Here is a 25,012-nt window from a genome sequence, read left to right on the forward strand (position 1 = left end):
ATTTACCCCCGAAATAAATGGTCAACGTTAATCACTTGCTCACTATCCAACCACGTCCAAACATCAAAACATGGGCAGTCTTTAATCCACTCATTCGGGGTGATTGTGCCGTCACCATTAACGTCTGGACTCAAATCACGATGTCCACAAATGCGTGCGCTGGGGTGTTCGCTCTCTAGTTTTTGCAATAATTTGTGCAAGGCGAGCCATTGTTCTTCGGTATATTCACCATGGTTTTTGCCAGTTGTGGTAATACCGCCAACAAGACAAATGCCTAGCGAGTGTTGATTATGACCTTTCACGTGCGCGCCAATTTCGCCAACCATTCGGCCTGTTTCAACCGTGCCGTCGGTGTCAATTACAAAGTGATAGCCAATATTAGGCAGGTGCGGGTTGAATTTTTTGGCTAAAATTGGGTCGCGTTTAAATCCGCGTTGAGAGTGCCAGTCATTAATACGCTGGGCGGCAGTTTGATTAACTGTTCTGAGTTGCTTGCCGTTACGAGTAGCGGAGCAATGGATCACAATTTTTGTGATAGGTAAGGATAAAGACATAAAAAAACTCCTTTTGTAAGACTACAAAGGAGTTTAAAACGGATGTTTTTTTATTGATTTTAAATTGATTTAAAGATAATCGTTACGAAAAAATCTTATATACGGCCCAGATAATTGCTAGAAATATGATAAGCCCAATTATATCACTAGGCTTAGTGGGTTCGTTTTTAGCTTTATTAATACCAGTTTTTAGAGCTTGAATAATTGACAATGGTTTCTCTGAATCCTCAATTGGTTCAGATTTTGATGTGTTTTCTGTAAAAGAAAGCGTTTTGGGAAGTTCTAAAATATAGCTACGTCCAGCTTTCTTCCTTATAACCTCTCCACGATAATCCGCATAATAAAGTACATAACGTAACAATTCCGCGCCTCTTTCGCCGTGATCCTGTTTAACTATATTAGTGAGTTTACTTTGTAATAAAGGCTCCTTTTCTAACATAATTTGACTTATAACTAACTTTAAAATCTCCTGATACATAGGGTCTTCACCGGCAAAAATCGACACTTCTTTTGTGAATGCTTCCTTTTCCGGCTCAGTAAAGTAGTTGTAACCATACGCTACTTGTTGGTAGAAATCCCGTGCGGCATTGTAGTCTTTTTTTTTCCATGCTTTTCTTGCTATGTTTAATATATCTTCGTCAATCATAAATTAATCCTTAGATTGCTAAATTGAAATCTCATGATATAAAAATTCTGCCCACAAAAAAACGCCCTTTCGGACGTTTTTTGTCATTTTTATCGGTTATGAGTTGCCAAACATATCAAACTGACGTCTTGCGATTTCTTCTTTTGTGATTTTCTTCACAATCTGATAAATCCACTGCATTGATACGTTGTATTTTCGCGCAAGTTCACGGTGATTTGTGCCGTTGAATTCGTTAAAAATCTTACGGTCACGCTCGTTTAGTAATAAAACAAGGTTGCGCGGGATATAAATCACCTCACCGCCCCAGCATTGTGCGATATGGTTTGCCACTTCAATGCTGATTTGCTGGGCGAGTTTTGGCTCAATATCAGCGATTTTTTCTTTAATTTTTACTTCTGTATGTTTTGCTAAATCCGCCAAAATTTCAGGCGCTTTCTCATTAAACGTTTCAATTTGTTCATTGCTTGCATTCAACATAGCCACCCCTACTGGTTGGACGATCACTATTGTTCAAAATTATAGCGATTTTACAATGCGTTGTGCGGATTATTTTTGCAAGTCAAGTCTTTGTTTGAAAATAATTACTTGATTTATAAATAAAAAAACCGCCTTTCGGCGGTTAAAAAAAGTTCATTTTTGCTGTTTATCTTTCCACTTTTTCCATACTTCATAGCCTGGCAAGTGTTCCACCGGTTGGCCTAGCTGATAAAAACGCTCAATATATAAAATGGTGTTTTCAATATCATCATTGCCGTGATTGGCGCGCTCTGCCTGTTGGCGTTCCGCGTTGTTTACGGCAGCCGAGCCTGTACCGGAAAAGAGTGGTCGGTTCGTTTCCATCACTTGCATTAAGTAGCGGTGATTGTTAAGCGGGGCGAGATTTCGGCTTTCTCGGCGCTTTTTCTGCACTGAATTGACCGTTTCACTCAAACAGTGGGCTAATAATTGAGAAGGCGGGAATAAATCCAGCACTTCGCGCATTAATTTAACCGCTCTTGAGTTGCTTAGCGCTGATTTATCTGGGCGAAATAGTGCAATGTATTAAACTAAAGGGCGGGCTACGCCATATTTTAACTCAGTGAGCAGCCCTAAAATTTCGCGCCCCGCTTCATCTTCTAAAAGTTGGTCTAAATGAATATCGGAGTGGCATACAGGACAGCGGCATAATTTCATAGACCACCTCTTGCTTGCCATTTTTTCAATCGCTCAAGCACTAGACTGGCCATATCATCGCGTAAAGCGCCCACGTTAAGCACTTGAATATTCATCCCACGCTTAGCGTAAATTGGGTTCACTACGCCGCGCACAAACGCATTGAGCGCGTTTTCTGAGCCGTCTCGCACAAGCCCTTGTTTGCTCATTTCAATCCAAATGGCGCGAATTTTGTACGCAATATTGCTTTTTACAACCGCACTTTTTCCGCTTGGCGAATGATTTCGGCGGCTGGTTTTCTTAAATCCTTTGGCTTCCATTTCCGCTTCCACTTTCATTAACTCTGCCACGCTCATTTCTTTGCATGATGTTTTCCCGGTAACGCGCTCAAGCATGGCGCGGTAGCTATATTCATCCATTGCCAGTTTTTGCTTGGCTATATGAATTAGCTGGATCAGCTTTGGTTTAGTTTTATGCATTGTTTATTCCTTTTTAAAACACATTATTCAGCCCACTTAAACGTGGCTTAAATGGGCTGTAAATGGGTTTTATTACTTATAATTCGGATATTTACTTCTCAAAATCAGATAACAATTTGTCTTTAACTCAAAAATGCTTCTCGGCAGAGCGTTAATTGTTAAGGTTTTACAGGCTTTCCCTGTGTCGTCCATACCATACGGCACACCGATTGCACGCCAACATCGTGCGGCTTGTACCGCTACGTCTTTAATCACATCTGAGTTAATCACAAAGATATTTGGCCCAATGCGTTGCAATAAAATGCCTTGTGCCATTAGTTTTTTAACCCGTTTCCTAAATTGACTATCGCTTAATCCGGATCCTGCAATAAGTTGGCTTACACTCAATGTTGCAAAGTTTTCTGCGTCTTTCGCCGCATGCTCGTCGCTATATGTACCAACGAAGCCACCGATATAATTCACTAAAGTTCCTTGCGCAATCCTGTCTAATGTTTCGTCCCAGATATATTCAAGGATGTGTTCATCTAGCACTTTCATACTTTCACCAATCTCATTCTTAAACCGGGCAGCAAGTTTTGTACGTTGCCAACATAAACCGCTGCGTGTTGATTTTGCCCCATGCGTAACGCGCGGAGCGCGTGTGTGAGCTGTTTTGCCGCTTGTTCTAATTGCTCGTCTAAGCGCATTTTTTCTTGCTCAGTCATACTTCCTCCACTTCAACCACATCGTCAATTTCTGTAATGGTGTGTGGCAGTTTATTTACATCGCATACATTTAGGTCGCACATATCTAAAACTTGTTCGTTGCTTTCTGCTTCAACAACGGCTTCTACTAAACAGTAAAAACGTGCTATATATTTCGCCATAATTTCCTCCTAGAAAGGTTTTCTAATTACTCGGTCACAAAATGCGCCACGCCATTTGCACCATTCTTTATTTTTTTGGCCGCTCGCATTTAACTCTGCGATTGCCCATTGTTCCTTGGCATCTTGTAAGTCGCCTTGGCGTTCACTTTCTGCCGCTTTTTCACTGTAATATTTGAAGCGGTTAAACTTGTGGATGTTTTCCATTTTTTGTTTCCTTTTATGGTTGGTTAAAACTTATTATGAACGCCCCTTAAATTAGGGTTTAAAGAGCGTTTAAATAGGCTTTATTCCTGGTCTAATAAGCCCACGATTAGGCTTAGAATTACCCCGATAATCAAATATGACACCGGGTTCAATGCCCAGGTCGGCATTATTTCGCCTCCTGTTCAAAAGGGGTGATCACAAAATCTTCCACACCGGTTTTAATTGTTACACCCGCCACTGTTGCGGCTAAGTCAGGCTCATTTAACATGGCCTCTTTGTTGACTTCTTCCTTGGTGCGAATAAAACGAACCAGGCCTAACGTGTGCAAACTTTCAATCACGCTCTCTGTGCCGCGAATACCGACTGACGGTGGGCGTTGTCGCCATTGCACTTCACCGGTGTTGAAAGTGCCTGTTTTGGTTTTGCCGTTTAATGTCAATTCATCTCGGCGGCTTTCACACCAGGCTTGCACCGCATCTTGTTTTGGCGCGAGCTTTTCTTTGATTGCGTTCATCAACGGGGCGTATTCTTCGGTGATTGCGGCCAAGCGGTCGTTTTGTTCAATCGCTAGGCGTTCTAATTCGCGGTTTAAATCGCCGATCTCTTTAATTGCCACTTCCACTTCATCGCGCGTTTGATAACGCACTGCAAAGGTGTCGGTTTTAATTCGGGTTGGTTTTTTTGCCATTTTTTCCTCCTGGTTTTTAGTGTAAATAACTGCGCCAAATTACCTTGATGCCTTCGACCATCATTTGATATTCGGTAAAATGCACGCCGTCGTTGCCTTGGATATACGCAAGCGCCTGGCCTGTTTTTTCAAATTTCTTCGTTAATACGTTCGGTTCAATGCGCACGCGCGGTTTGATTTTGTCAAACTCAATGCTTAATACATGCAACCCCATTTTGTTTAACTCAAACACGCATTTTTGCGTTTGTGATAAGTAACCTAGGGCAATTTTGTTGCAGCCACCAAACACTGGATGTGGTTTAGTTTGCTCGCGCAAGGAGTTGTTTTTTGTAATGCTTGTCATTAGTTCGCTCCTTTCATTTGTGCTTGGGCGGTTAAAATTAGGTCTAGTGTGATGACAGTGCCTTGTCCTTTCGCTGTCATGCCGGCTAGGCGTAAATATTGCGTTAAAGCGCGTAAGCCGCCCGCCTTGCCACCGATGTCATAAAGGACGGTCATTAAATCCTTATCGGCTATATCAAGCCCCCAGGCTTGCGCGATGGCTTTAATATCGCCTTTTGTGCTAGCTTTAACGCCGCAGTTGTTACCAATTCGTGACCAAAGACGCGCGTATTCATGCGCCTGGTTCACGCCGCCTTGGATGCGGGTGTAAACTTTATCGTTACCAATTAATGCAAAGCCTACTTCAGCTTCTTCTTGGATAATTCGGATCTCTTCTAACGCGTCATAAGGAAGGTGGTCGCTTTCATCAATGATGACCAAACCCTGTGTGCCTTTGAGCTTTTTAGTAATTAGGCGTGATAGGCGGTCTTTACGGCGTGGCGCATCGTTAATACCTAACTCAAGGGCTAACTCATACAAAATACTGCTTAATGTTGCACGCGCTGGGCTTGCGGTAATCATCCACACGTTTTGGTTGGCTTTTTTGTATTCTTGGCATGCTTTTGTTTTACCTACACCGCTCGCGCCGTAAACGGTCACCATGGTTGGCAAAATCTTGGCCATATCTAACGCTGAAAAAACTTTCTTGGCGGTCGGAATTTCGATAAAGTGCGGTGCTTCTACAAACACTTTTTCTTTTTTCTCGCGGGTTGAAAGCCAGTTTTTTAATGCAACTTCTACGTTTTCCACGTTCCCGGTATAAGTGCCTTTTAAATATGCACTCAAAGCACCGGCTGAAATCCCAGCTTGCGCGGCAATTTCGCGCTGCGTGTGGACTTGGTTGTCTAAAAGTTGTTTGATTTGTTCAATTAAAGTCATGTTTAACGCTCCTTAAATGCGGCTTAAAGCCCTTTTTCTTCTTTCAGCATGGCTAATCCTTTGCGCCAGCCTTGTTCAAAATCGTTGGTATCTTCATCGTCATCTAATACCGCTTCGTGTTTGCGCACTGCGTTACCTTCTTGTCGGAATAGCTCGATGATTTTCGGTTCTAGCGGTTCTTCTTCCTCGAATTGAGGCTGATAACGCGCAGCTTCTTGTGCATTCATAGTGAGTGTGGCTTTCGCTTGTGCTTTCACCGCTTTCACCATTTGTTTGCGTGCTTTATCGTGTTCGCGGCCTTTCGCTTTATCACCAAATGCCACTGCATCTGTACATTTCGCCTCGGCTAAGAACACACCATCCAAACCGTAAACCCACACTTTGTTGTGCAAGTCTTGCGGGTCGAATTTCACCACCACCTTGCGGTGCGCTGTGGCAATAAGCTCGCTCGCTAAATAGCGGTTTTTGCGATTATTGACCTTGCCACCAGCTTCTAACTCAAATGTGCCGTCTTTTCTCAATGTAACGGCCTCGCTCATCAACATTAAAAACCGCATTTGTTCTGCGCTTGCCTTGCGAATTTGCGCCTTGGCGTAATCGCGCTCAAACACTTGGCTGAAACTGTAAATACCTTGGCATATTTCGGTTTGTCTGCCTTCGCGTTCGTTGAAAGTGCGGATGCCATCTTCTATGGCTAAAATAAATGTGTCGTAATCTACGCCGTCTTTGCCGCCGTTATAGTTGTCAGGTTTGCTGTAAACATTTTCCCCGGCGTAAAAGCCAGCCAGGCTTGGGTGTTTATCAACTAACTCGCCTAAACCACCGTGTGAAAACGCACGTTCGATTGGTTTTGCTTGCCCGTGACCTTTGCCAAATTGCACCGATGTCCACAACAATTCGATGCCAAGCATCGGGATAATCCCGGTCACATCATCTTCTTTTACTTTGAAGCGGTAGCGGTTCTTAACGCCCCCTGTCATCCATTTATTTGCCGCTGCGCGGGTGTTATCAATGGTGCATTTTTTCGGGATGCCGTATTTCCAAATCAGATCCATCAAACTTAATCGGATGGTGTCGCTGTTTTCGCTTAAATCTACGCGGTAGGCGAGAATTTTGCGGGTGCGAATGTCTTGCCAAATCCAGGTTTTAGGGCGGACAATTTCGCCGTTATGCCAACGCACAAATACGTTGTGTTGATAACCGTCGCCGTTAATCCACTCAAGGGCTTCAATTTCGGCCACTGTGCGGCGCATTGATGGATAATATTGCATGACTGCATGGTCACCTTCGCGTAATTGCACTTGCACTAATTTCGGCACTTCTCGCGCGATTTTGCGCTTAATGCTGCTCGCTGACGGAATTGACCAGCCGTTTTCTCGTGCAGCGCGTTTTAAACGCTCGTAACAACTGCCAAATTGCGGGCATTCAGGTCTAAAATAGTCGGCCTTAAATGCCTCCCAGGCTTCTTCTGTGAAGTCTGCTTCTTTGCCAGCTTTTTTGTTGCTGTGTTTATCCAACAATAAAGGTAACCAATCCGGGCGTTCAAAAGACCGCACTTTGTAATACCAACGTTTGAGCGACCCTTTTGCGATTTCATACTCGGTAGAAACCGCATCAAGCGCCATCATTAATGCCACGTTGTTTCTCACTAAATCGTCTAGCTTGTGCAGCGGGGCGAGTTTCGCTTTTGCTTCTTCCTTTTGTTTATCGGTCGCTTTTTCATAAGGCTTCCAAATAACTTCCGGTAGGTAGTTGAGTTCTTTTTGTTTTTTTGGAATTTCTACTGTCTGGCTTTGTTTTAATAAGAGTTCTGCTTGGACTTCTTCCGGTAATGAATTAAAAGAGAATTCATAACTAACCCCTTTCGCCCCTTCCACCTGTCTAAATTCCCAAGATAGGCTTTTGGCTTTTCGAGTTACATTACTTGGGCTACTTGGCAACCCGCCAACACCAGCAAGTTCTTTAGAGTTAAACCATTCTTTCATAATGCCTCCAAACCTTACTCGCGATAGCGGCTAGGCCAAATATCTGAAGGTTTAAGCCCTAATGCATTTGCAATTATCCATTCTCCTTTTGGATATGGTTTATCCAAGGCATTACGAACCGTTGTTCTTGATAACCCGTTCTCAATTCCAAGCTGAGCTAATGATGTTCCTTTTTTCTCTAACTCCGCTCGAATATCTGCGCGATGCATGTCAATAATTCTTTTTTTTCCTGCCATTTTGTGAGATCCTTGGTTAGTTTTAACACTAGCTCACGAAGTACATTTTGATGTAGTTCGCTAACTATGATTTGAATAATATAGTGAATTCTTTGTGAAATCAACTAAGGAATTCAAAAGAATTCACAAATTTTTACTCTATTTTTCTATGCTCTTGATTTTAAATTAGTTTTAAAGAAACTCTTTTTGAATTCAAGATGAATTTAAAAGGTATCATATGAATTCACAACCTAAACAAGAATGGTTTACAGCTTTTGAGTTAGAAGGGATAGGGAATTTGCCAGGCAAGGCTACTAACATCACCAGACGCGCAACTAAAGAAAACTGGAAAAAGAAACAAGTTCAAGGAAAGAAAGGAGTGGCTTATGAATATCACTATTCGTCACTTCCTCCAGAAGTACAAAAAGAGCTAGGCTTTTATCCCGCTGAAACGCGCATGCACGTTCCGGATATTGCAGAAACGGCGGGGCGTTATATAAAAGAAGCCTTAAATAAAGCCACTGAGCTTGTTAGCGTGCCTTTTTATAAGACGTTCGCTTCTGCCGGCTTTGGGGCGTTTAATGATGACGTGTATGAACCGGATGATTTTGTTGGGCTAAGCGCGCGCTGGTTGCAGCAACGCGGCCTTCAAAAGAATAAGCTGGCATTTATTCTAACCTCCGGCGATAGCATGACCCCAACAATCCACCACGGCGATATGTTATTAATCAACCGAGCCGTAACCACGCCGCGTGATGGGCAGATATATGTTATCCGTTCAGGCGATCAGCTTTGGGTTAAGCGCGTCCAGGGTATTCCTGGCGGCATTCGCTTGATTAGCGATAATAAAGAAATCTACGCCCCGATAGAGTTGATGTTTGAAGATAATTTAAACTTTGAAGTGCTGGGCCAGGTTGTTTTTATAGGCCACGACTTAATTTAAAGATTTAAACCTAAATTTAAAGGCATTTAAACCGCGTTTAATGTTTCCCATTTTTAGCGGTTAAACTGCCAATATTTAGAAAAATTTTCTCATTTCATTATTTCTATTTTTTAGCTAATAAAAAAGGGGCTGGCACACCGCCAAGCCCCGTTTTATCTATATTCATCCCGCTTAATCCCGAAAATTCCCGCCCAATCCCTATTTGTTTTTATGTTTCTCATATTTAGTGGTTGGATACAACCGCACTTTTACTTTTTATTTAAAGTGACTATTTAACTAATTCTGTCTGCATATACATTAAGCGATCAATATTCGTTAAATAATGCCCTAACTCTTGGGATTCTGGTCTATGAATGTAAGGGATTTTTCCTAACAATGGCGCATCAATCTGAGCTTCTAAAATCTCTATAACTTCTTTGTAGTGGCCTAAGCAAGGATTAATTCGATTTGCAATCCACCCCAGTAAAGGCACGCCAAGTTGTTTAATTACTTGAGCGGTAAGTAGTGCATGGTTGATACAGCCTTCCTTAATACCAACAACCAATACAATAGGCATTTTATGCTCAACAACCCAATCAGCAAAGCTTTTACCTTCCGCCATGGGGGTGAGTAAGCCAAATGAGCCTTCCACGACAACAGATTGATATTTTTTCACTAATGTCGTTAAAGTCTGATCAATCTTGCTTAATTTAATGCGTGATTTATCGCGAGTCAGCATCGGCATAGGATGTGCAAAAGTATAACTATTCACTTCCTGATAGGATACAGGCTCATTTGTTGCATCCATTAAAGCCAACACATCTGAATTATTTTCAGCATCATAATCTGTTTCAGATTCATCAGCTTGATTTTCTATAGGATAGATACCAGCTTCACAGCTATAAGCAATCGGCTTATAACCCACAATTCGTACGCCCTTTGCTTGTAATGCCTGAATAATGGCACGACAGGCGGTGGTCTTACCCACGTCAGTATCTGTACCTGCCACAAAGAAACTACTCATTTTTATTCTCCTTTTAAAAGTGCAGTCAATTCTAAAGGAGTTTTTTGAAGAAAATATTGAGATAACTCAAGATTTAAAGATTTTTAGGAAAAAAATAAAAGGCTTATTTGATCTCACTCAAACTATTAAACAAGCCATCATCTTGTTTTGGCATTTGGAGATAAAATCCTTGCTGAGTAATTTTTTCCATTACCTCATTTTTATCTGCATGAACAAGTGGTTTGCTTCCCTTCAAATTAAATGGCATAAGAAAATGAGGCTTGCCAAAACTTTGCATTAATACCTCTGGTACAGCTGAAAAATCATCTCGTTTCGAAATATAGAGGTAGCAGCCTGGCTTACGTAAACTTTTATAAATTGCACATAACATTTTATTACTCCAAAAGAAAAAACCTACCAGATAATCTCTGATAGGTTTTCATTTTACAAAAGTTTAATTATTTAGTCACAGCATCTTTCACTTCAGCTGCTTTGTCAGATGTAGCCTCTTTTGCTTCAGCCGCTTTATTAGCTGCGGCATCTTTCATTTCAGCTGCTTTATCTACTACAGCATCTTTTGTTTCTGAAACTGAGTTTTTTGCTGCTTCCATTTTAGAAGACATTGCTTCTTTTGCTTCAGCCATTTTATCTGCTGCTGCATCTTTCATTTCAACTGCTTTATCTGCTGCTGCATCTTTTGCTTCAGAAGCTGCATTTTTTACTTCTTCCATTTTAGAAGACATTGCATCTTTTGCCTCTGCCATTTTATTTGCAGCAGCATCTTTCATTTCAGAAGTTTTATCAGCTACAGCTTCCTTTGTTTCAGCCATTTTATTTGCAGCTGAATCTTTTGCATCAATTGCCGCATTTTTAACATCAGTTGCAACTTCTTTTGCTGCATCTTTAACATCAGTTGCAACTTCTTTTGCTGCATCTTTAACTTGTGTTGCTGCATTTGCTGTTGCATCTTTTGCTGCTTCAACTTTTTGAGCTGTTTCTTGTTTATCGAAACAACCAGTTACGGCTAAAGATGCACCTAATACTAATACGGCTAATACTGATTTTTTCATTGTCATTCTCCATTTTATAATTAAGAATTAATCCAAAGCTATTTGCTTTGTGTGATCTAGTTTACGTAAAAAAACTTAAAATAAAACATCTTCCAAAAAAATTTACATTTCTAAAGATATAGTTTTTTTATAACACCTTTCTAAAACAACTATAACCCTATGAATTTAAAAGACTTGTAAAAAAGTTCATTATAAAAATTTTATTTTTTGTAAAGATAAAAAATTACTTTTTTTGTGTTTTTTTTGAACAACCCCAACTCAGTTAATTTGAATAATCCTTAACCATTGCTTTTACTTTTCAGTTACTTTTTTACGGCTGCAGATTGATCTTTTGTTTCAGAATCTACATTTTTTACTTCCTCTGCTTTAGAGCACACAGCATCTTTTGCTTCAGTCATTTTATTTTCCGCAACATGTTTAACATAGTTAGCTGCTGCAACCAAAGCATCTTTAACTTGTACTGCCGCGCTTACTGTTGCATCTTTTGCAGCTTCAACTTTAGAAGACATTACATCTTTTGCCTCTGAAAGCGAATCTTTTACTTCAGCAACTTTATCTTCAGCTGCATCTTTTAGCTCAGCTGCTTTATCTGCCACTTCATCTTTTGCTTTTGAAACTGCTTTTTTTACTTCTGATGCTTTATCTTCAGCTTCATCTTTTAACTCAGCTGCTTTATCTGCTGCTTCATCTTTTGCTTCAAAAACTGCATGTTTTACTTCAGCAACTTTATCTACAACAGCATCTTTTAATTTAGCTACTTTGCCTAAGACCGTATCTTTTGCTTCTGACGCTTTATCTTCAGCTTCATCTTTTAGCTCAGCTGCTTTATCTGCCACTTCATCTTTTGCTTCTGAAACTGCTTTTTTCACTTCTGATGCTTTATCTGCTGCTTCATCTTTTGCTTCTGAAACTGCTTTTTTTACTTCTGATGCTTTATCTTCAGCTTCATCTTTTAACTCAGCTGCTTTATCTGCTGCTTCATCTTTTGCTTCAAAAACTGCATTTTTTACTTCTGCAACTTTATCTACAACTGTATCTTTTAATTTAACTACTTTGTCTACAAGTGTATCTTTTACTTCAGAAACTGCTCCTTTTGCTTCTGATACTTTGTCTTCAGCCGCATCTTTCATTTCAGCAACTTTGTCTTCAGCTGCATCTTTTAGCTCTGCTGCTTTATCTGCCGCTTCATCTGTAGCTTCTGAAACTGCTTTTTTCACTTCTGATGCTTTATCTTCGACGGCTCTTTTTACTTCAGAAAATTTGTCATCGATTGCTTTTTTCATTTCAGTAGCTTTATCATCGATTGCTTCTTTTGCTTCAGAAACTGCTTTTCTTACTTCAGATACTTTATCTTCAGTTACATCTTTCACTTCAGTAGCTTTGTCTTCAACCACTTCTTTTGCCTCAGACGCTTTATGTGTCACAGCATCTTTAATATAGTTAGCCGCTGCAACTAATGCATCTTTAACTTGTGTTGCAGCATTCACTGTCGTATCTTTTACTTCAGTTGCTTTATCTTCGATTTTATTGTTCATAGCTACTCTCCTTGTGTCATTATGATGGCTTAATTTAAGCTATTTATTTATAGCTCATTTTCAGTCTATCAAAAAAAATTTAAAAAAACACCTAAAAATACACATTTTTAGGTGTTGTTTATTTTTGACTGCTTTTAAAAAGTAAATCATATAAACTTTGTTTTTCGTATTTTAGCCATTCTATTTTGGATAATGGAAAGTTTCAATGGTGCCTTTTTCACCATTCCAGTCAATTTGAACAATCGTTGAGGGATAAAAACTGATTGGATTTCGCTTGCCATAAAGCTCTGAAACAATACTTCCTACTAAAGGTAAATGAGAAACAAGCAGAACACTTTCAACACCTTGTTCCTGCAAAACAGATAAATAATCTGCTACCAGCGTCGCATTCCCATAAGGTGTAATCCCACTCCAAGTTTCAACATCATTAAGAATATTGTCTAACGCTGAATTGACGAGTTCAAACGTTTCTTGAGCACGAACATAAGGACTGACAATCACTTTCTGAACTGAAAGTGCGGTTGAATTTAGATGCTCTTTAAACCATTGACCTTGTGATATTGATTGTTTGCGTCCATACTCGGTTAAATGCCGCGCCTCATCTGATGAAGCGACAACTTCAGCTTCCCCATGTCGCATAATAAAAACTTTCATCTCTTTGCTTTCCTAAAAATAATAAAAGATAAATTTTATGATCAAAAATGGGGGCAAGCCCCCCATTCAATTAATTCGCTTTAACTGTTTCTGCAATTTCTTCTGCACATTGTTTTGCAAGTGTGCCGTCTTCACATTCCACCATTACGCGAATAAGTGGTTCAGTACCTGACTTACGCAGTAAAATTCGACCTTTACCTTCTAAGCGTTTTTCCACATCAGCGGCTACCGCTTTTACCGCTTCGCTTTCTAATGGATTTGCACCGCCCGCAAAACGAACATTAATCAGCACTTGAGGGAACAACTTCACCGCACTTGCAAGCTCGTTTAATGATAAACGATGTTGAACCATTGCGCTTAATACCGCTAATGATGCAATAATACCATCACCTGTTGTGTTTTTATCAGCAATGATAATATGACCTGAGTTTTCTCCGCCTAATGTCCAGTTATGTTCTACCATTTTTTCTAGCACATAACGGTCGCCAACGTTGGCACGCACAAAAGGTACACCTAACATTTTTAACGCAATCTCTAAGCTCATATTACTCATTAATGTGCCCACTACGCCACCTTTTAGCTGACCTGAACGTAAAGCTTCACGAGCAATAATGAAAAGGATTTGGTCACCATCTACTTTATTACCTAAGTGATCCACCATCATAATGCGGTCACCATCACCATCATAAGCGAGACCAACATCCGCTTTAGTTTCAAGCACTTTTTCCTGTAACGCTTTTACATCGGTTGCACCACATTTTTCATTGATATTGATTCCGTTTGGATCAGTACCAATTTCAATCACTTCCGCGCCTAATTCACGTAATACATTTGGCGCAATATGATAGGTCGCACCATTTGCGCAATCCACCACGATTTTATAACCATCTAAACCTAAATGAGCAGGGAAAGTGCTTTTACAAAATTCAATATAACGTCCTGCGGCATCACTGATACGGCTTGCTTTACCTAAATCAGCAGACTCCACACAATCCATTGGCTGATCAAGCATGGCTTCAATCGCTTCTTCAATATCATCTGGTAATTTTGTGCCTTGTGAAGAAAAGAATTTAATCCCGTTATCATAATAAGGGTTATGTGATGCCGAAATGACAATACCCGCTTCTAAACGGAAAGTGCGGGTTAAATACGCCACGGCAGGTGTTGGCATTGGACCGGTAAATGCAGCAGTTAATCCTGCCGCAGCTAAACCTGCTTCAAGTGCAGATTCCAACATATAACCTGAAATACGGGTATCTTTCCCGATTAATACCGTGCGAGAACCTTGAGAGGCTAAAACCTTACCCGCAGCCCAACCTAATTTCAATGCGAAATCTGGCGTGATTGGATATGTACCTACTTTGCCACGTACACCATCAGTACCAAAATATTTACGATTTGCCATGTTTATTCCTTATTAAATTTGAATAATGATGTTGCAGAAATCATTAGTTCTACAACATATAAAATCTGTTAGTTTTTACGCTTGTTGCGTTGCTTGCCATACTTTTAAAGCATCTGCTGTTGCAGCTACATCATGTACACGCAAAATAGTCGCACCATTTTGAGCAGCAATTAATGCCCCAGCTACACTTCCTACAACACGTTCAGTCACGGGCTTATCCAATACAGCACCAATCATCGATTTGCGTGAAAGCCCTGCTAAAACAGGATATCCGCTTTCACAGAATTGAGCCAACTGTTGTAAAAGCTTGTAGTTATGCTGTACTGTTTTACCAAAACCAAACCCCATATCCCAAATAATATTTTCTTTGGCTATTCCCGCTGCTAAACAAGCTTGAGTTCTATCAGTTAAAAACTGATAAACATCTTGAACCACATCATCGTAATGTGGATTAGTTTGCATTGTACGAGGTTGTCCTTGCATGTGCATAATACAAGTGGGTAAATTCAACTTTCCTGCTATTTCTAGTGCACCAGGTTCACGTAGAGCACGAATATCATTGATTAAATCCATGCCGACCTTAGCCGCTTCTTGCATCACAATTGCTTTAGAGGTATCCACTGAAATCCAACATTCAAAACGTTTTTGCACGGCTTCAACCAAAGGTATCACACGTTGCAATTCTTCAGTTTCAGACACTTCCTCTGCCATCGGACGAGTTGATTCCCCCCCGATATCAATAATTGTTGCACCGTCTTTCAGCATTTTTTCAACTTGAAATAATGCTTTGTCTAGACTAAAAAACTGTCCGCTATCTGAAAATGAATCGGGCGTGAAATTCAAAATTCCCATAATTTGAGGGAATGATAAATCTAGACATTTGTTATTAGCATAAAGTTTCATAAAGTGCGGTCAATTTTTAAATCAAATTTCAAAGACTAGATTATAACGGAATATAGTGATGAAAAGAATGACATTATAAATAAAAAAGCCTTCCAAATTAGGAAGGCTTTATTCTTACTCTTCAGAATCTTCTGAATGATTAACCGCACTTTCAGTGGTTTCTTCTTGCGGCTTAGCTTTTGAGCTTGTGTCTTTGTTATCTTCCCAACCAGATGGTGGTGTAACAGGTTCACGATTCATTAGCTGTTTGATTTGTTCTTCTTCAATGGTTTCATATTTCACTAACGCATCTTTCATGGCGTGAAGAATATCCATATTGTCGATCAAAATCTGTCTTGCTCTCGCATAGTTACGATTTACGATCGCACGAACTTCTTCATCAATTGCATGTGCTGTTTCGTCAGACATATGTTTTGCTTTCGCCATTGAGCGACCTAGGAATACTTCGCCTTCATCTTCAGTATAAAGAATCGGACCGAGTTTATCTGAGAAGCCCCATTGGGTCACCATATTACGAGCAATATTGGTTGCCACTTTAATATCGTTAGATGCACCGGTAGAAATATTTTCTTCACCGTAAATCAAATCTTCAGCTAAGCGTCCTGCATATAGTGTGGAAAGTTTACTTTCTAATTGTTTTTGGCTGATACTAATTTGATCGCCTTCAGGTAAGAAGAAAGTTACACCTAATGCACGGCCACGAGGAATAATCGTCACTTTATGTACCGGATCATGTTCAGGCACTAAGTAACCCACAATCGCGTGACCTGCTTCATGGTACGCTGTCGATTCTTTTTGTTTATCCGTCATGATCATGGTACGGCGTTCTGGTCCCATGTTGATCTTATCTTTTGCTTTTTCAAACTCAAGCATCGATACAGTACGTTTATTGCTACGTGCAGCAAATAATGCCGCTTCATTAACCAAGTTCGCTAAATCAGCACCTGAATAACCAGGTGTACCACGAGCCAGTGTCATTGCATCTACATCATCAGCGACAGGTACTTTACGCATGTGAACTTTTAAAATTTGCTCACGACCTTTCACATCCGGTAAACCCACAACGACTTGACGGTCAAAACGGCCTGGACGCGTTAATGCAGGGTCAAGTACATCTGGACGGTTCGTTGCTGCAATAACGATTACGCCTTCATTACCACCAAAACCATCCATTTCAACTAGCATTTGGTTAAGGGTTTGTTCACGCTCATCGTGTCCACCACCTAAACCAGCACCACGTTGGCGACCTACTGCATCAATTTCATCAATAAAGATTAAGCATGGTGCATTTTTCTTCGCTTGCTCGAACATATCACGTACACGAGAAGCACCAACACCCACAAACATCTCTACAAAGTCAGAACCTGAAATGGTAAAGAAAGGCACTTTTGCTTCACCCGCAATAGCTTTTGCTAATAAGGTTTTACCTGTACCTGGAGGACCTACCATTAAAATCCCTTTTGGAATTTTACCACCAAGGTTTTGGAATTTTTTCGGTTCACGCAAGAAATCAACTACTTCACCGACTTCTTCTTTTGCTTCATCGCAACCTGCAACATCCGCAAAAGTCACTTTGATTTGATCTTGGTTCAGCATTTTAGCGCGGCTTTTACCAAAACTCATGGCCTTGCCACCGCCACCTTGCATTTGACGCATGAAGAAAATCCATACCCCTACAAGGAATAGCATTGGGAACCACGAAATTAAAATTTGTGATAATAAACTGCGTTTTTCAAAAGGCGTACCTTCGATTTTAACTTTTTTATTTAGTAAGTCATCTAAGAGCTTTTTATCTTCCAACGGTGGCATGACGGTCATATATTTAGAACCATCATTTTTGGTCACGGTGATTTCATTCGCATCAAAACGCGCTTCTTTCACTTGACTATTACTCACATCATACACAAAGGTTGTGTAATCTGTTGAGTCACTCACGCCATTGGAATTAAAACTTTGGTAAGCTGTCATCATGACAATTGCTACCACAACCCATAGAACTAGATTTTTAACCATATCGTTCAAGGTTTAACCTGCCTTTCTTAAGTTAATTAAAATTAAACGAGATACTATCTCATCCCCGACACAATGAAAAGCTATCAAAGCAATTATCTATTCGCCTTTATAACCGCTTGCTACAATATAAACTTCGCGAGAACGCCCACGAGAGGCTTCGGGCTTACGCACTTTTACGACACTAAAGAGTGAACGAATTTCGCGCAGATACTCGTCAAAACCTTCTCCTTGGAATACTTTGACCACAAAACTGCCTTTTTTCGCCAAAACTTGCTTACACATATCTAAAGCCAGTTCAACTAAATACATTGCACGAGGAATATCAACAGATGGCATGCCGCTAAAATTTGGCGCCATATCAGACATCACTACATCAACTTTTGCTTCACCAACTCGTTCTAATAATGCATTCAGCACATTTTCGTCACGAAAATCGCCTTGCAAGAAATCCACGCCGACAATTGGGTTCATATCCAAAATATCACAAGCAATCACTCTGCCTTTTCCACCAATTTGGCTCACAACATACTGTGACCAACCACCTGGTGCGGCACCGAGATCCACCACAGTCATTCCCGGTTTAAACAATTTATCCGTTTGTTGAATTTCATCTAACTTAAAGTAAGCACGTGAGCGTAATTTTTGTTTATGTGCTTTCTGAACAAACGGATCTTTAAAATGTTCGTTTAGCCAACGAGAAGAACTCGCCGAACGTTTTTTCTTTCCCATAATCTCTTTCTTTTGTACTATTTTTTGTAGTAGTTTCGTCTATATTTGGGTACAATCTGCCAAATTCAAGGCTAGACTTACCAAAAAGTGCTGAAAAACCACGTTTTTTCTGACCGCTCTTTTCGGTCTTTTTTTGACTCATATTCATCTATTTAAAGGATTCCTTATGACAATATTATCAACAAAACAAAAACAATTTTTAAAAGGACTCGCTCATCACCTTAGCCCTGTCGTCATGCTTGGCGGTAACGGCTTAACCGAAGGTGTATTAGCCGAAATCGATAATGCGTTAAATCATCACGAACTAATCAAAGTAAAAATTGCTGGCGCAGATCGCGAAACCAAACAATTAATTATTGATGCGATTGTTCGTGAAACCAAATCATCTAATGTTCAAACCATCGGACATATTTTGGTGCTTTATCGACCAAGCGAGGAAGGTAAAATCCAGCTGCCTCGTAAATAATTGTTATCCCCTCAATTTGAGGGGATGTTTTTTTTAGATGTAATTTACTTCAATAATCTCGAACTCAACCGTTCCACCTGGTGTGGTAATATTTACGGTATCATCCAACTCTTTCCCTACCAAGCCACGAGCAATCGGTGAATTCACAGAAATCAAACCTGATTTAATATCTGCCTCATCATCGCCCACAATTTGATAAGTGACTTCTTCATCAGTATCGGTATTCACTAATACAACTGTCGCACCAAAAATAACTTTTCCGTTATTTGGTAATTTAGTGACATCGATAACCTGACAATTTGCAAGTTTGCTTTCAATTTCTTGAATACGCCCTTCGCAAAAACCTTGTTGTTCACGCGCCGCGTGATATTCTGCATTTTCTTTTAAGTCACCATGCTCACGTGCTTCAGCAATCGCCTTGATAATTTCAGGGCGACGCTCATTCTTTAAGAAATCTAATTCTTGACGTAATAGCTCCGCACCGCGCACGGTCATTGGAATTTGTTTCATTCTTTTTCCTTGAAATTTGGTAAAAACAAAACCACGACAACGTCTTGCAACCTTGCCGCAGTCAATGAAAAATAAAAAATGATTTACTCTCTTGAGTTCGGAGCTTATTATTATTCGTCTTGAGAAAAATAGCAACCATAACAGAACTAAAAATGACTAAAAAATCTTCTATTTCGACCGCACTTAAAGCGGCACTTATCACACTCGGCTTTTCTTTTTCCTCTATGGCTGAAGTTAATGTGGCTTCTATTACCCAATACCTACCTGAAGGTGCTTCTGCCAGTATCATTGCCAAAAACCTCAATAAAGATCAAATTATCGCGGATTACAATGGCTCAACCTTTATGTTGCCAGCCAGTACGCAAAAAGTTTTCACAGCTGTCGCGGCTAAATTAGTATTAGGTGATGCCTTTCAATTTGAAACCTCACTTTTAAGTAACGGAAAAATTCAGAATAATGTTTTGGAAGGCGATCTTGTTGTGCAATTTACTGGTGATCCCGATCTCACCAGCGGACAACTTTATAGCCTATTAGCTAATTTAAAAAACCAAGGCATTCAGAAAATCAATGGTGATCTTATTTTAGATACCTCTGTATTTGCTAGCCATGATCGTGGGTTAGGTTGGATTTGGAACGATCTTACGATGTGCTTTAACTCCCCTCCTGCAGCAGCAAATATCGATAATAACTGTTTCTATGCTGAGCTAGATGCAAATCAACCTGTAGGTGAAACTGTCAAAATTAACGTTCCTGCTCAATTCCCTATTCAAGTTTTCGGACAGGTTTATATTGTGGATCAGCAAGAAGCGGGGTATTGCCAGTTAGATGTTGTTGTTCACGACAATAATCGCTATCAAGTAAAAGGCTGTATTGCACGCCAAAGTAAACCATTTGGGCTCAGCTTCGCTGTGCAAGATCCTGATGCCTACGCTGCTGCCATTATTCAACGTCAATTAAAACGTCTTGGTATTGAATTTACCGGTCAGGTAAAACAACCTCAAAAACCACAGCAAGGCCAAAAACTCGCCCAGCATTTATCTAAACCGTTGCCTGAGCTATTGAAAAAAATGATGAAAAAATCGGATAACCAAATTGCCGATGCCTTATTTAGAGCGGTAGCCTACAACTACTATAAACGCCCTGCTTCATTCCAATTAGGCACATTAGCAGTGAAATCCGTATTGCAAAAACAAGGCATTAAATTTGGTAACAGCATTTTAGCCGATGGTTCGGGGCTTTCTCGTCATAATTTGGTTGCACCGAAAACCATGCTTTCTGTTTTGGAATACATTGCCAAAAATGAAGATAAATTACACTTAATGGAAACCTTTCCAATTGCAGGTGTGGACGGCACAATCAGTGGTCGTGGTAGCTTAATTAATCCACCACTGGTGAAAAACGTTATCGCTAAAACGGGCTCATTAAAAGGTGTTTATAACCTTGCCGGTTTTATGACCAATGCTAGAGGTGAAAAAGTGGCTTTCGTTCAATTTATCAATGGTTACTCGACCGGTGATTTAGAAAGTAAAACGAAACGCGCGCCACTTGTGCAATTTGAAAGTACGCTTTATAACGATCTTTATAAAGACTAAAACACATATAAAAATGAGCGCACTTTGAATACATCAAGTGCGGTCATTTTTCTTTTTATTTAATCAAAAAGAAAAAGCACTAAATTCTCATTGAATTAGTGCTTTTTACGATCTTAAATGTGCTTAACCTTCATTATGGATTTCAAGGTTGCTTGCATCTTTTTCCCGTTTTTTCTTTGCCGAATCACTACGTTGAGAAGCGATGCTATCAAGGTATTCTGGTGTGATATCACCCGTAATATATTCACCAGTAAAGACTGAACAATCAAAGCCTTGAATGGCTGGGTTTTCTTGGCATACTGATTCTGTCAGCGCTTCAAGATCTTGGAAGACCAATTTATCTACGCCAATCAATTTCGCAATTTCATCAACATTACGCCCATAGGCAATGAGTTCTTGTTTTGTTGGCATATCAATACCGTACACATTCGGATAACGAATTTCTGGTGCTGCTGATGCAAAGTAAATTTTCTTCGCCCCCGCTGCTCGAGCCATAGTCACGATTTGTTCAGATGTGGTACCACGAACAATAGAATCATCGACTAATAACACATTTTTGTCTTTAAATTCTGCTTTAATCGTATTGAGCTTGCGACGGACCGAACTGATACGTTGTGCTTGACCTGGCATGATAAATGTACGACCAACATAGCGGTTTTTCACAAAACCTTGACGATAAGGTTTGCCTAAAATTTTCGCAATCTGTAGAGCAATATCTGTCGAGGTTTCTGGTACTGGAATCACAACATCAATGTTGTCTGCTTCCTCAACCCATTCTTTAGCAATTTTTTTACCTAAATGTTCGCCCATGTGAACGCGTGCGGCATAAACAGACACGCCATCTATCGTCGAATCTGGACGAGCAAAATACACGTATTCAAAAATACACGGATTTAAGACCGCACTTTCTGCACACTGCTCAGCATAAAGCTGACCATCAAAGGTCACATAAATGGCTTCACCCGGTGCAACATCACGCACTAATTCAAAACCTGCGACGTCTAATGCCACACTTTCAGAAGCAAACATATATTCTACTGAACCGTTTTCTTCTCGTTTACCTAATACGAGTGGACGAATACCAAAAGGATCGCGAAATGCCACCATGCCATGTCCAATAATCATCGCTAAGCATGCATAAGCACCACGGATATCTTTGTGTGTCGCACGAATTGCATTAAAAATATCTTGCGGATCGAGATGGTATTTATTCACTCTATCTAAATGATTTGCAAGAATATTGAGAAGAAGTTCTGAATCCGAATTAGTATTTATGTGACGACGTGCTTCTTTAAATAATTTATCTTTTAATTCGTCTGAATTGGTTAAGTTGCCATTGTGAACAAGGCTTAAACCATAAGGTGAGTTAACATAGAAAGGCTGCGCTTCAGATACACTTGAACTGCCAGCGGTCGGATAACGTACATGTCCGAGGCCTGCATGACCTTGTAAACGTAACATATGTTCTTGTCTGAATACATCGCTTACAAGACCATTAGCCTTACGCAAACGAAAGCGGTTTTCATCATCGATTGTGACAATCCCCGCCGCATCTTGACCTCGATGCTGTAATAACGTTAATGCTGCATAAATGGATTCATTAACCGGATTTTGGCTAACGATACCGACAATTCCACACATACTGATTGACTACCTTATTGTTTAAAAGTTGAGTTTAAAAAACTAGAACTTGCTTGTAGTTGTTGGAAGAACCATTCAATAATGAAGCCGAAATGAGGAATTAATTTTGATTCTTTCCACCAATCGGTTTGTTCAAAGTTAGTGAAGGTATCCAAGAAGAATAAGATCGCAGCAACGATTAACGCCCCACGAATTAAGCCAAATGCCGCACCGAGAACACGATCTGTTCCGGTAAGTCCTGTTTTATCCACTAATTGGCTAATCACATAATTAACAATGCCGCCTACAATTAAGGTTAAAACAAATAAAATGCCGATTGCTGTGCCGTTACGCACGTAGTCAGATTCGATTTGAGTAAGATAAGTGGCGAGATAAGGATAAAATTGGCTAGCGACAATAAATGCAACGACCCAACTTGCAAGGGACATCACCTCTCGCACAAACCCACGTAATAAACTCACGATAATCGAAAATGCGATGATGCCAATGATAATGTAATCAATCATTAAATAGTCTCTCAATTAAAAAGGGTCGCCATTGCGACCGCAGTATTTTACATAAAAAACAACAAAAGGAAAACGTTTGCGTCAATTAAATTTGGAGCCATTGACTAGATTTCCTGCCAAAATGCTTTGTCTAATTTTTGCTGTGCCTTTTGTAGTACTTCTGCCAAGTGCTGATATGTCGGTTTATCTTGCACAGTTGGCAAACTTTCATGTTGTTTTCTTAAACGTTCACTAATCTCATAAAACCACTGAGAACTTTGCGGTTCTAACGGTGATTTTGCACGTATTCCCAACCAGTATAAGCCTTGCAATGGCATCACTAACGCACAAAGTGCGCTCAAAATAGCAATCGCTAATGCAGTAAGATCTGTCTTGGCATAAAACTGCTGCCAAACCACAGCAAATACCGCCATAAAAGGCATAAACTTCTGTGCAAATTTTGTGGCTTTAATAATGCGATTTTCGGGGAAAATAATACCGAGTTTCGCTTCTAATGGCCACGTTTGCAAATATATTTGCCCACGTTTTAAGGTTGAAAAAAATGATGACATAAAAACATCCTAGAAAATAACCGCACTTATAATACTCTAGTTTAGGTTTAATTGTCATCCTTAACTAGAAACTGTTGAAATTTTCAACTTTTCTAATAAAAGATCGTATTTTTCCCCTCCAGTTAATTTATTTTATACGCCAAAAGGTGTATTCTATGCAAGATTTGTAGTCTGTTCTTTTGAATGGATTTTTATTAACCTCAATCAAAAATAGGGTTCCTATGTCAAAACTTGTTCTCATCCTTAACTGTGGTAGTTCTTCATTAAAATTTGCAATCCTTGATCCTGCAACAGGTGAAGAAAAATTATCAGGCTTAGCAGAAGCATTTTATCTTCCTGAAGCTCGTATCAAATGGAAAATTAACGGTGAAAAAGGTAGCGCAGATTTAGGTGCTGGAGCAGCGCACACTGAAGCGCTTAACTTCATCGCGTCAAATATTATGACTGATGAGCTTAAAAACTCTATCACCTCGATTGGTCACCGTATCGTTCACGGTGGTGAGAAATACACCCAATCTGTTGTTGTAACAGATGAAGTGGTTAAAGGTATTGAAGATGCAGCACAATTTGCTCCACTTCACAACCCAGCTCACTTAATCGGTATCCGTGAAGCATTCAAAACATTCCCACACTTAAAAGATAAGAACGTTGTCGTATTTGATACAGCATTTCACCAAACTATGCCTGAAGAAGCATACTTATATGCACTTCCATACTCACTTTACAAAGAACACGGCGTACGTCGCTACGGTGCACACGGTACCAGCCACTACTTCGTTTCTCGCGAAGTCGCTGAATACGTAGGCAAACCAGCAGACCAAGTAAACGCAATTATCTGTCACCTAGGTAACGGTGGTTCTGTTTCTGTGGTTCGTCATGGTAAATGTATCGATACCTCTATGGGTTTAACCCCGTTAGAAGGTTTAGTAATGGGTACACGTTGTGGTGATATCGACCCTGCGATCGTTTTCTACCTATACAAAAACTTAGGCATGTCAATGGATCAAATCGAAGAGACTTTAGTGAAAAAATCAGGTCTTTTAGGTTTAACTGAAGTAACTAGTGACTGCCGTTATGCAGAAGATAACTACGATGATGCCTCTAAACCAGAGGCAAAACGTGCATTAGATGTTTACAGCTACCGTTTAGCGAAATACATCGGTGCATACATGGCCGTTTTAGGTGATGATCACTTAGATGCCATCGCATTTACAGGTGGTATCGGTGAAAACTCTGCTCACGTTCGTGAATTAGCGTTAGGCCACTTAAAATTATTCGGCATCAAATTAGACAAAGAACGCAACCTTGCTGCTCGCTTTGGTAAATCAGGCGTAATCACTGCTGATGACTCCGCATTCAAAGCGATCGTTCTTCCAACTAACGAAGAATTAGTAATTGCACAAGATACAGCACGTTTAGCGGGCTAATCAACTTCCTTCAAACCTGCTGAGAAATCAGCAGGTT

General features: G+C 40.1%; 30 protein-coding genes and 1 pseudogene. 4 read left to right on the forward strand and 27 right to left on the reverse strand.

The window, feature by feature from the left end; genetic code table 11:
- Positions 1 to 2: 2 nt before the first annotated feature.
- The 14 genes and pseudogenes from O3746_RS02390 to O3746_RS02455 form a co-directional block, all read right to left on the reverse strand.
- Complete coding sequence (locus O3746_RS02390; RefSeq protein ID WP_371447721.1) at positions 3 to 554, reverse strand: N-acetylmuramoyl-L-alanine amidase; 552 nt, start codon at positions 552 to 554, stop codon at positions 3 to 5.
- 82 nt (positions 555 to 636) lie between these two features.
- Entirely contained in the window at positions 637 to 1,200 is a 564-nt protein-coding gene (locus O3746_RS02395) for a hypothetical protein (protein WP_053085469.1), read from the reverse strand.
- A 96-nt stretch (positions 1,201 to 1,296) separates the two neighbouring features.
- The gene (locus O3746_RS02400) at positions 1,297 to 1,677 is read right to left on the reverse strand and encodes a Mor transcription activator family protein (protein WP_049370715.1); all 381 of its coding nucleotides are present in this window, start codon (positions 1,675 to 1,677) and stop codon (positions 1,297 to 1,299) included.
- A gap of 153 nt (positions 1,678 to 1,830) precedes the next feature.
- A pseudogene (locus O3746_RS02405) lies at positions 1,831 to 2,373 on the reverse strand (hypothetical protein).
- On the reverse strand, positions 2,370 to 2,831 hold the full coding sequence (locus O3746_RS02410) for a gp16 family protein (RefSeq protein WP_371447722.1): 462 nt from the start codon (positions 2,829 to 2,831) through the stop codon (positions 2,370 to 2,372). Before O3746_RS02410 ends, O3746_RS02405 begins: the two are co-directional and overlap by 4 nt.
- A 72-nt stretch (positions 2,832 to 2,903) precedes the next feature.
- A complete protein-coding gene (locus O3746_RS02415) occupies positions 2,904 to 3,368 on the reverse strand; it encodes a hypothetical protein (RefSeq protein ID WP_371447723.1) in 465 nt (154 codons plus the stop codon).
- On the reverse strand, positions 3,365 to 3,535 hold the full coding sequence (locus tag O3746_RS02420; protein ID WP_371447724.1) for a hypothetical protein: 171 nt from the start codon (positions 3,533 to 3,535) through the stop codon (positions 3,365 to 3,367). Before O3746_RS02420 ends, O3746_RS02415 begins: the two co-directional genes overlap by 4 nt.
- Entirely contained in the window at positions 3,532 to 3,696 is a 165-nt protein-coding gene (locus O3746_RS02425; protein WP_162836983.1) for a hypothetical protein, read from the reverse strand. The genes O3746_RS02420 and O3746_RS02425 overlap by 4 nt, the downstream gene beginning before the upstream one ends.
- Positions 3,697 to 3,705: 9 nt before the next feature.
- Complete coding sequence (locus tag O3746_RS02430; protein ID WP_126470464.1) at positions 3,706 to 3,900, reverse strand: ANR family transcriptional regulator; 195 nt, start codon at positions 3,898 to 3,900, stop codon at positions 3,706 to 3,708.
- Positions 3,901 to 4,066: 166 nt separating this feature from the next.
- Positions 4,067 to 4,588 carry a host-nuclease inhibitor Gam family protein gene (locus O3746_RS02435; protein ID WP_371447725.1) on the reverse strand — a complete coding sequence of 174 codons (522 nt, stop codon included), beginning with the start codon at positions 4,586 to 4,588 and terminating at the stop codon, positions 4,067 to 4,069.
- Between the two features lie 16 nt (positions 4,589 to 4,604).
- Positions 4,605 to 4,931, reverse strand: coding sequence for a hypothetical protein (locus tag O3746_RS02440; RefSeq protein WP_371447726.1), 327 nt, complete (start codon positions 4,929 to 4,931; stop codon positions 4,605 to 4,607).
- Positions 4,931 to 5,848 carry an AAA family ATPase gene (locus O3746_RS02445; protein WP_049370728.1) on the reverse strand — a complete coding sequence of 306 codons (918 nt, stop codon included), beginning with the start codon at positions 5,846 to 5,848 and terminating at the stop codon, positions 4,931 to 4,933. The genes O3746_RS02440 and O3746_RS02445 overlap by 1 nt, the downstream gene beginning before the upstream one ends.
- 23 nt (positions 5,849 to 5,871) lie before the next feature.
- On the reverse strand, positions 5,872 to 7,833 hold the full coding sequence (locus O3746_RS02450; protein ID WP_371447727.1) for a transposase domain-containing protein: 1,962 nt from the start codon (positions 7,831 to 7,833) through the stop codon (positions 5,872 to 5,874).
- 14 nt (positions 7,834 to 7,847) lie between these two features.
- Positions 7,848 to 8,069, reverse strand: a complete 222-nt coding sequence (locus O3746_RS02455; protein ID WP_118855492.1) for a helix-turn-helix transcriptional regulator — start codon at positions 8,067 to 8,069, stop codon at positions 7,848 to 7,850.
- Between the two features lie 217 nt (positions 8,070 to 8,286).
- On the opposite strand from O3746_RS02455, the gene O3746_RS02460 reads away from it, so the two are divergent.
- Positions 8,287 to 8,991 (forward strand): S24 family peptidase, encoded by a 705-nt coding sequence (locus tag O3746_RS02460; protein ID WP_371447728.1) that lies wholly within the window; start codon positions 8,287 to 8,289, stop codon positions 8,989 to 8,991.
- A gap of 268 nt (positions 8,992 to 9,259) precedes the next feature.
- On the opposite strand, the gene bioD is transcribed toward O3746_RS02460, so the two are convergent.
- The 9 genes from bioD to rlmE form a co-directional block, all read right to left on the reverse strand.
- Positions 9,260 to 9,994 (reverse strand): dethiobiotin synthase, encoded by a 735-nt coding sequence (gene bioD / locus O3746_RS02465; RefSeq protein ID WP_371447729.1) that lies wholly within the window; start codon positions 9,992 to 9,994, stop codon positions 9,260 to 9,262.
- Between the two features lie 103 nt (positions 9,995 to 10,097).
- Positions 10,098 to 10,364: a YcgL domain-containing protein gene (locus O3746_RS02470; RefSeq protein WP_265469480.1), complete on the reverse strand. Its 267-nt coding sequence runs from the start codon at positions 10,362 to 10,364 to the stop codon at positions 10,098 to 10,100.
- Positions 10,365 to 10,431: 67 nt separating this feature from the next.
- Positions 10,432 to 11,043 carry a histone gene (locus O3746_RS02475; RefSeq protein WP_371447730.1) on the reverse strand — a complete coding sequence of 204 codons (612 nt, stop codon included), beginning with the start codon at positions 11,041 to 11,043 and terminating at the stop codon, positions 10,432 to 10,434.
- A gap of 302 nt (positions 11,044 to 11,345) precedes the next feature.
- The gene (locus O3746_RS02480; protein ID WP_371447731.1) at positions 11,346 to 12,578 is read right to left on the reverse strand and encodes a hypothetical protein; all 1,233 of its coding nucleotides are present in this window, start codon (positions 12,576 to 12,578) and stop codon (positions 11,346 to 11,348) included.
- Between the two features lie 180 nt (positions 12,579 to 12,758).
- Positions 12,759 to 13,232 (reverse strand): phosphohistidine phosphatase SixA, encoded by a 474-nt coding sequence (sixA, locus tag O3746_RS02485; protein WP_371447732.1) that lies wholly within the window; start codon positions 13,230 to 13,232, stop codon positions 12,759 to 12,761.
- Between the two features lie 70 nt (positions 13,233 to 13,302).
- Positions 13,303 to 14,637 carry a phosphoglucosamine mutase gene (gene glmM, locus O3746_RS02490; protein WP_065242654.1) on the reverse strand — a complete coding sequence of 445 codons (1,335 nt, stop codon included), beginning with the start codon at positions 14,635 to 14,637 and terminating at the stop codon, positions 13,303 to 13,305.
- Positions 14,638 to 14,712: 75 nt separating this feature from the next.
- Positions 14,713 to 15,540, reverse strand: a complete 828-nt coding sequence (folP, locus tag O3746_RS02495) for a dihydropteroate synthase (protein WP_371447733.1) — start codon at positions 15,538 to 15,540, stop codon at positions 14,713 to 14,715.
- Between the two features lie 114 nt (positions 15,541 to 15,654).
- Positions 15,655 to 17,553 (reverse strand): ATP-dependent zinc metalloprotease FtsH, encoded by a 1,899-nt coding sequence (gene ftsH / locus O3746_RS02500; RefSeq protein WP_371447734.1) that lies wholly within the window; start codon positions 17,551 to 17,553, stop codon positions 15,655 to 15,657.
- Between the two features lie 96 nt (positions 17,554 to 17,649).
- Positions 17,650 to 18,282 carry a 23S rRNA (uridine(2552)-2'-O)-methyltransferase RlmE gene (rlmE, locus tag O3746_RS02505; protein ID WP_005697532.1) on the reverse strand — a complete coding sequence of 211 codons (633 nt, stop codon included), beginning with the start codon at positions 18,280 to 18,282 and terminating at the stop codon, positions 17,650 to 17,652.
- 166 nt (positions 18,283 to 18,448) lie between these two features.
- Here rlmE and yhbY point away from each other — a divergent pair, with 166 nt between their 5' ends.
- Positions 18,449 to 18,748: a ribosome assembly RNA-binding protein YhbY gene (gene yhbY, locus O3746_RS02510; protein WP_005696198.1), complete on the forward strand. Its 300-nt coding sequence runs from the start codon at positions 18,449 to 18,451 to the stop codon at positions 18,746 to 18,748.
- A 33-nt stretch (positions 18,749 to 18,781) separates the two neighbouring features.
- Here yhbY and greA read toward each other — a convergent pair whose 3' ends face one another.
- The gene (gene greA / locus O3746_RS02515) at positions 18,782 to 19,258 is read right to left on the reverse strand and encodes a transcription elongation factor GreA (protein ID WP_005697514.1); all 477 of its coding nucleotides are present in this window, start codon (positions 19,256 to 19,258) and stop codon (positions 18,782 to 18,784) included.
- Between the two features lie 152 nt (positions 19,259 to 19,410).
- On the opposite strand from greA, the gene dacB reads away from it, so the two are divergent.
- Positions 19,411 to 20,850 carry a serine-type D-Ala-D-Ala carboxypeptidase gene (dacB, locus tag O3746_RS02520; RefSeq protein ID WP_371447735.1) on the forward strand — a complete coding sequence of 480 codons (1,440 nt, stop codon included), beginning with the start codon at positions 19,411 to 19,413 and terminating at the stop codon, positions 20,848 to 20,850.
- Between the two features lie 123 nt (positions 20,851 to 20,973).
- Here dacB and purF read toward each other — a convergent pair whose 3' ends face one another.
- From purF to yfbV, 3 genes are all read right to left on the reverse strand, one after another.
- A complete protein-coding gene (gene purF / locus O3746_RS02525; RefSeq protein ID WP_371447736.1) occupies positions 20,974 to 22,491 on the reverse strand; it encodes an amidophosphoribosyltransferase in 1,518 nt (505 codons plus the stop codon).
- A gap of 14 nt (positions 22,492 to 22,505) precedes the next feature.
- Positions 22,506 to 22,997: a CvpA family protein gene (locus tag O3746_RS02530; protein ID WP_005696203.1), complete on the reverse strand. Its 492-nt coding sequence runs from the start codon at positions 22,995 to 22,997 to the stop codon at positions 22,506 to 22,508.
- Between the two features lie 104 nt (positions 22,998 to 23,101).
- Positions 23,102 to 23,548 carry a terminus macrodomain insulation protein YfbV gene (gene yfbV / locus O3746_RS02535; RefSeq protein WP_371447737.1) on the reverse strand — a complete coding sequence of 149 codons (447 nt, stop codon included), beginning with the start codon at positions 23,546 to 23,548 and terminating at the stop codon, positions 23,102 to 23,104.
- 221 nt (positions 23,549 to 23,769) lie between these two features.
- Between yfbV and O3746_RS02540 the strand changes: the two genes are divergently transcribed.
- A complete protein-coding gene (locus O3746_RS02540; protein WP_049365555.1) occupies positions 23,770 to 24,975 on the forward strand; it encodes an acetate kinase in 1,206 nt (401 codons plus the stop codon).
- The last annotated feature ends 37 nt before the right edge of the window (positions 24,976 to 25,012 follow it).

Source organism: Haemophilus sp. 27098_8_127 (assembly GCF_041433495.1).
Taxonomy (GTDB): Bacteria; Pseudomonadota; Gammaproteobacteria; order Enterobacterales; family Pasteurellaceae; genus Haemophilus_D.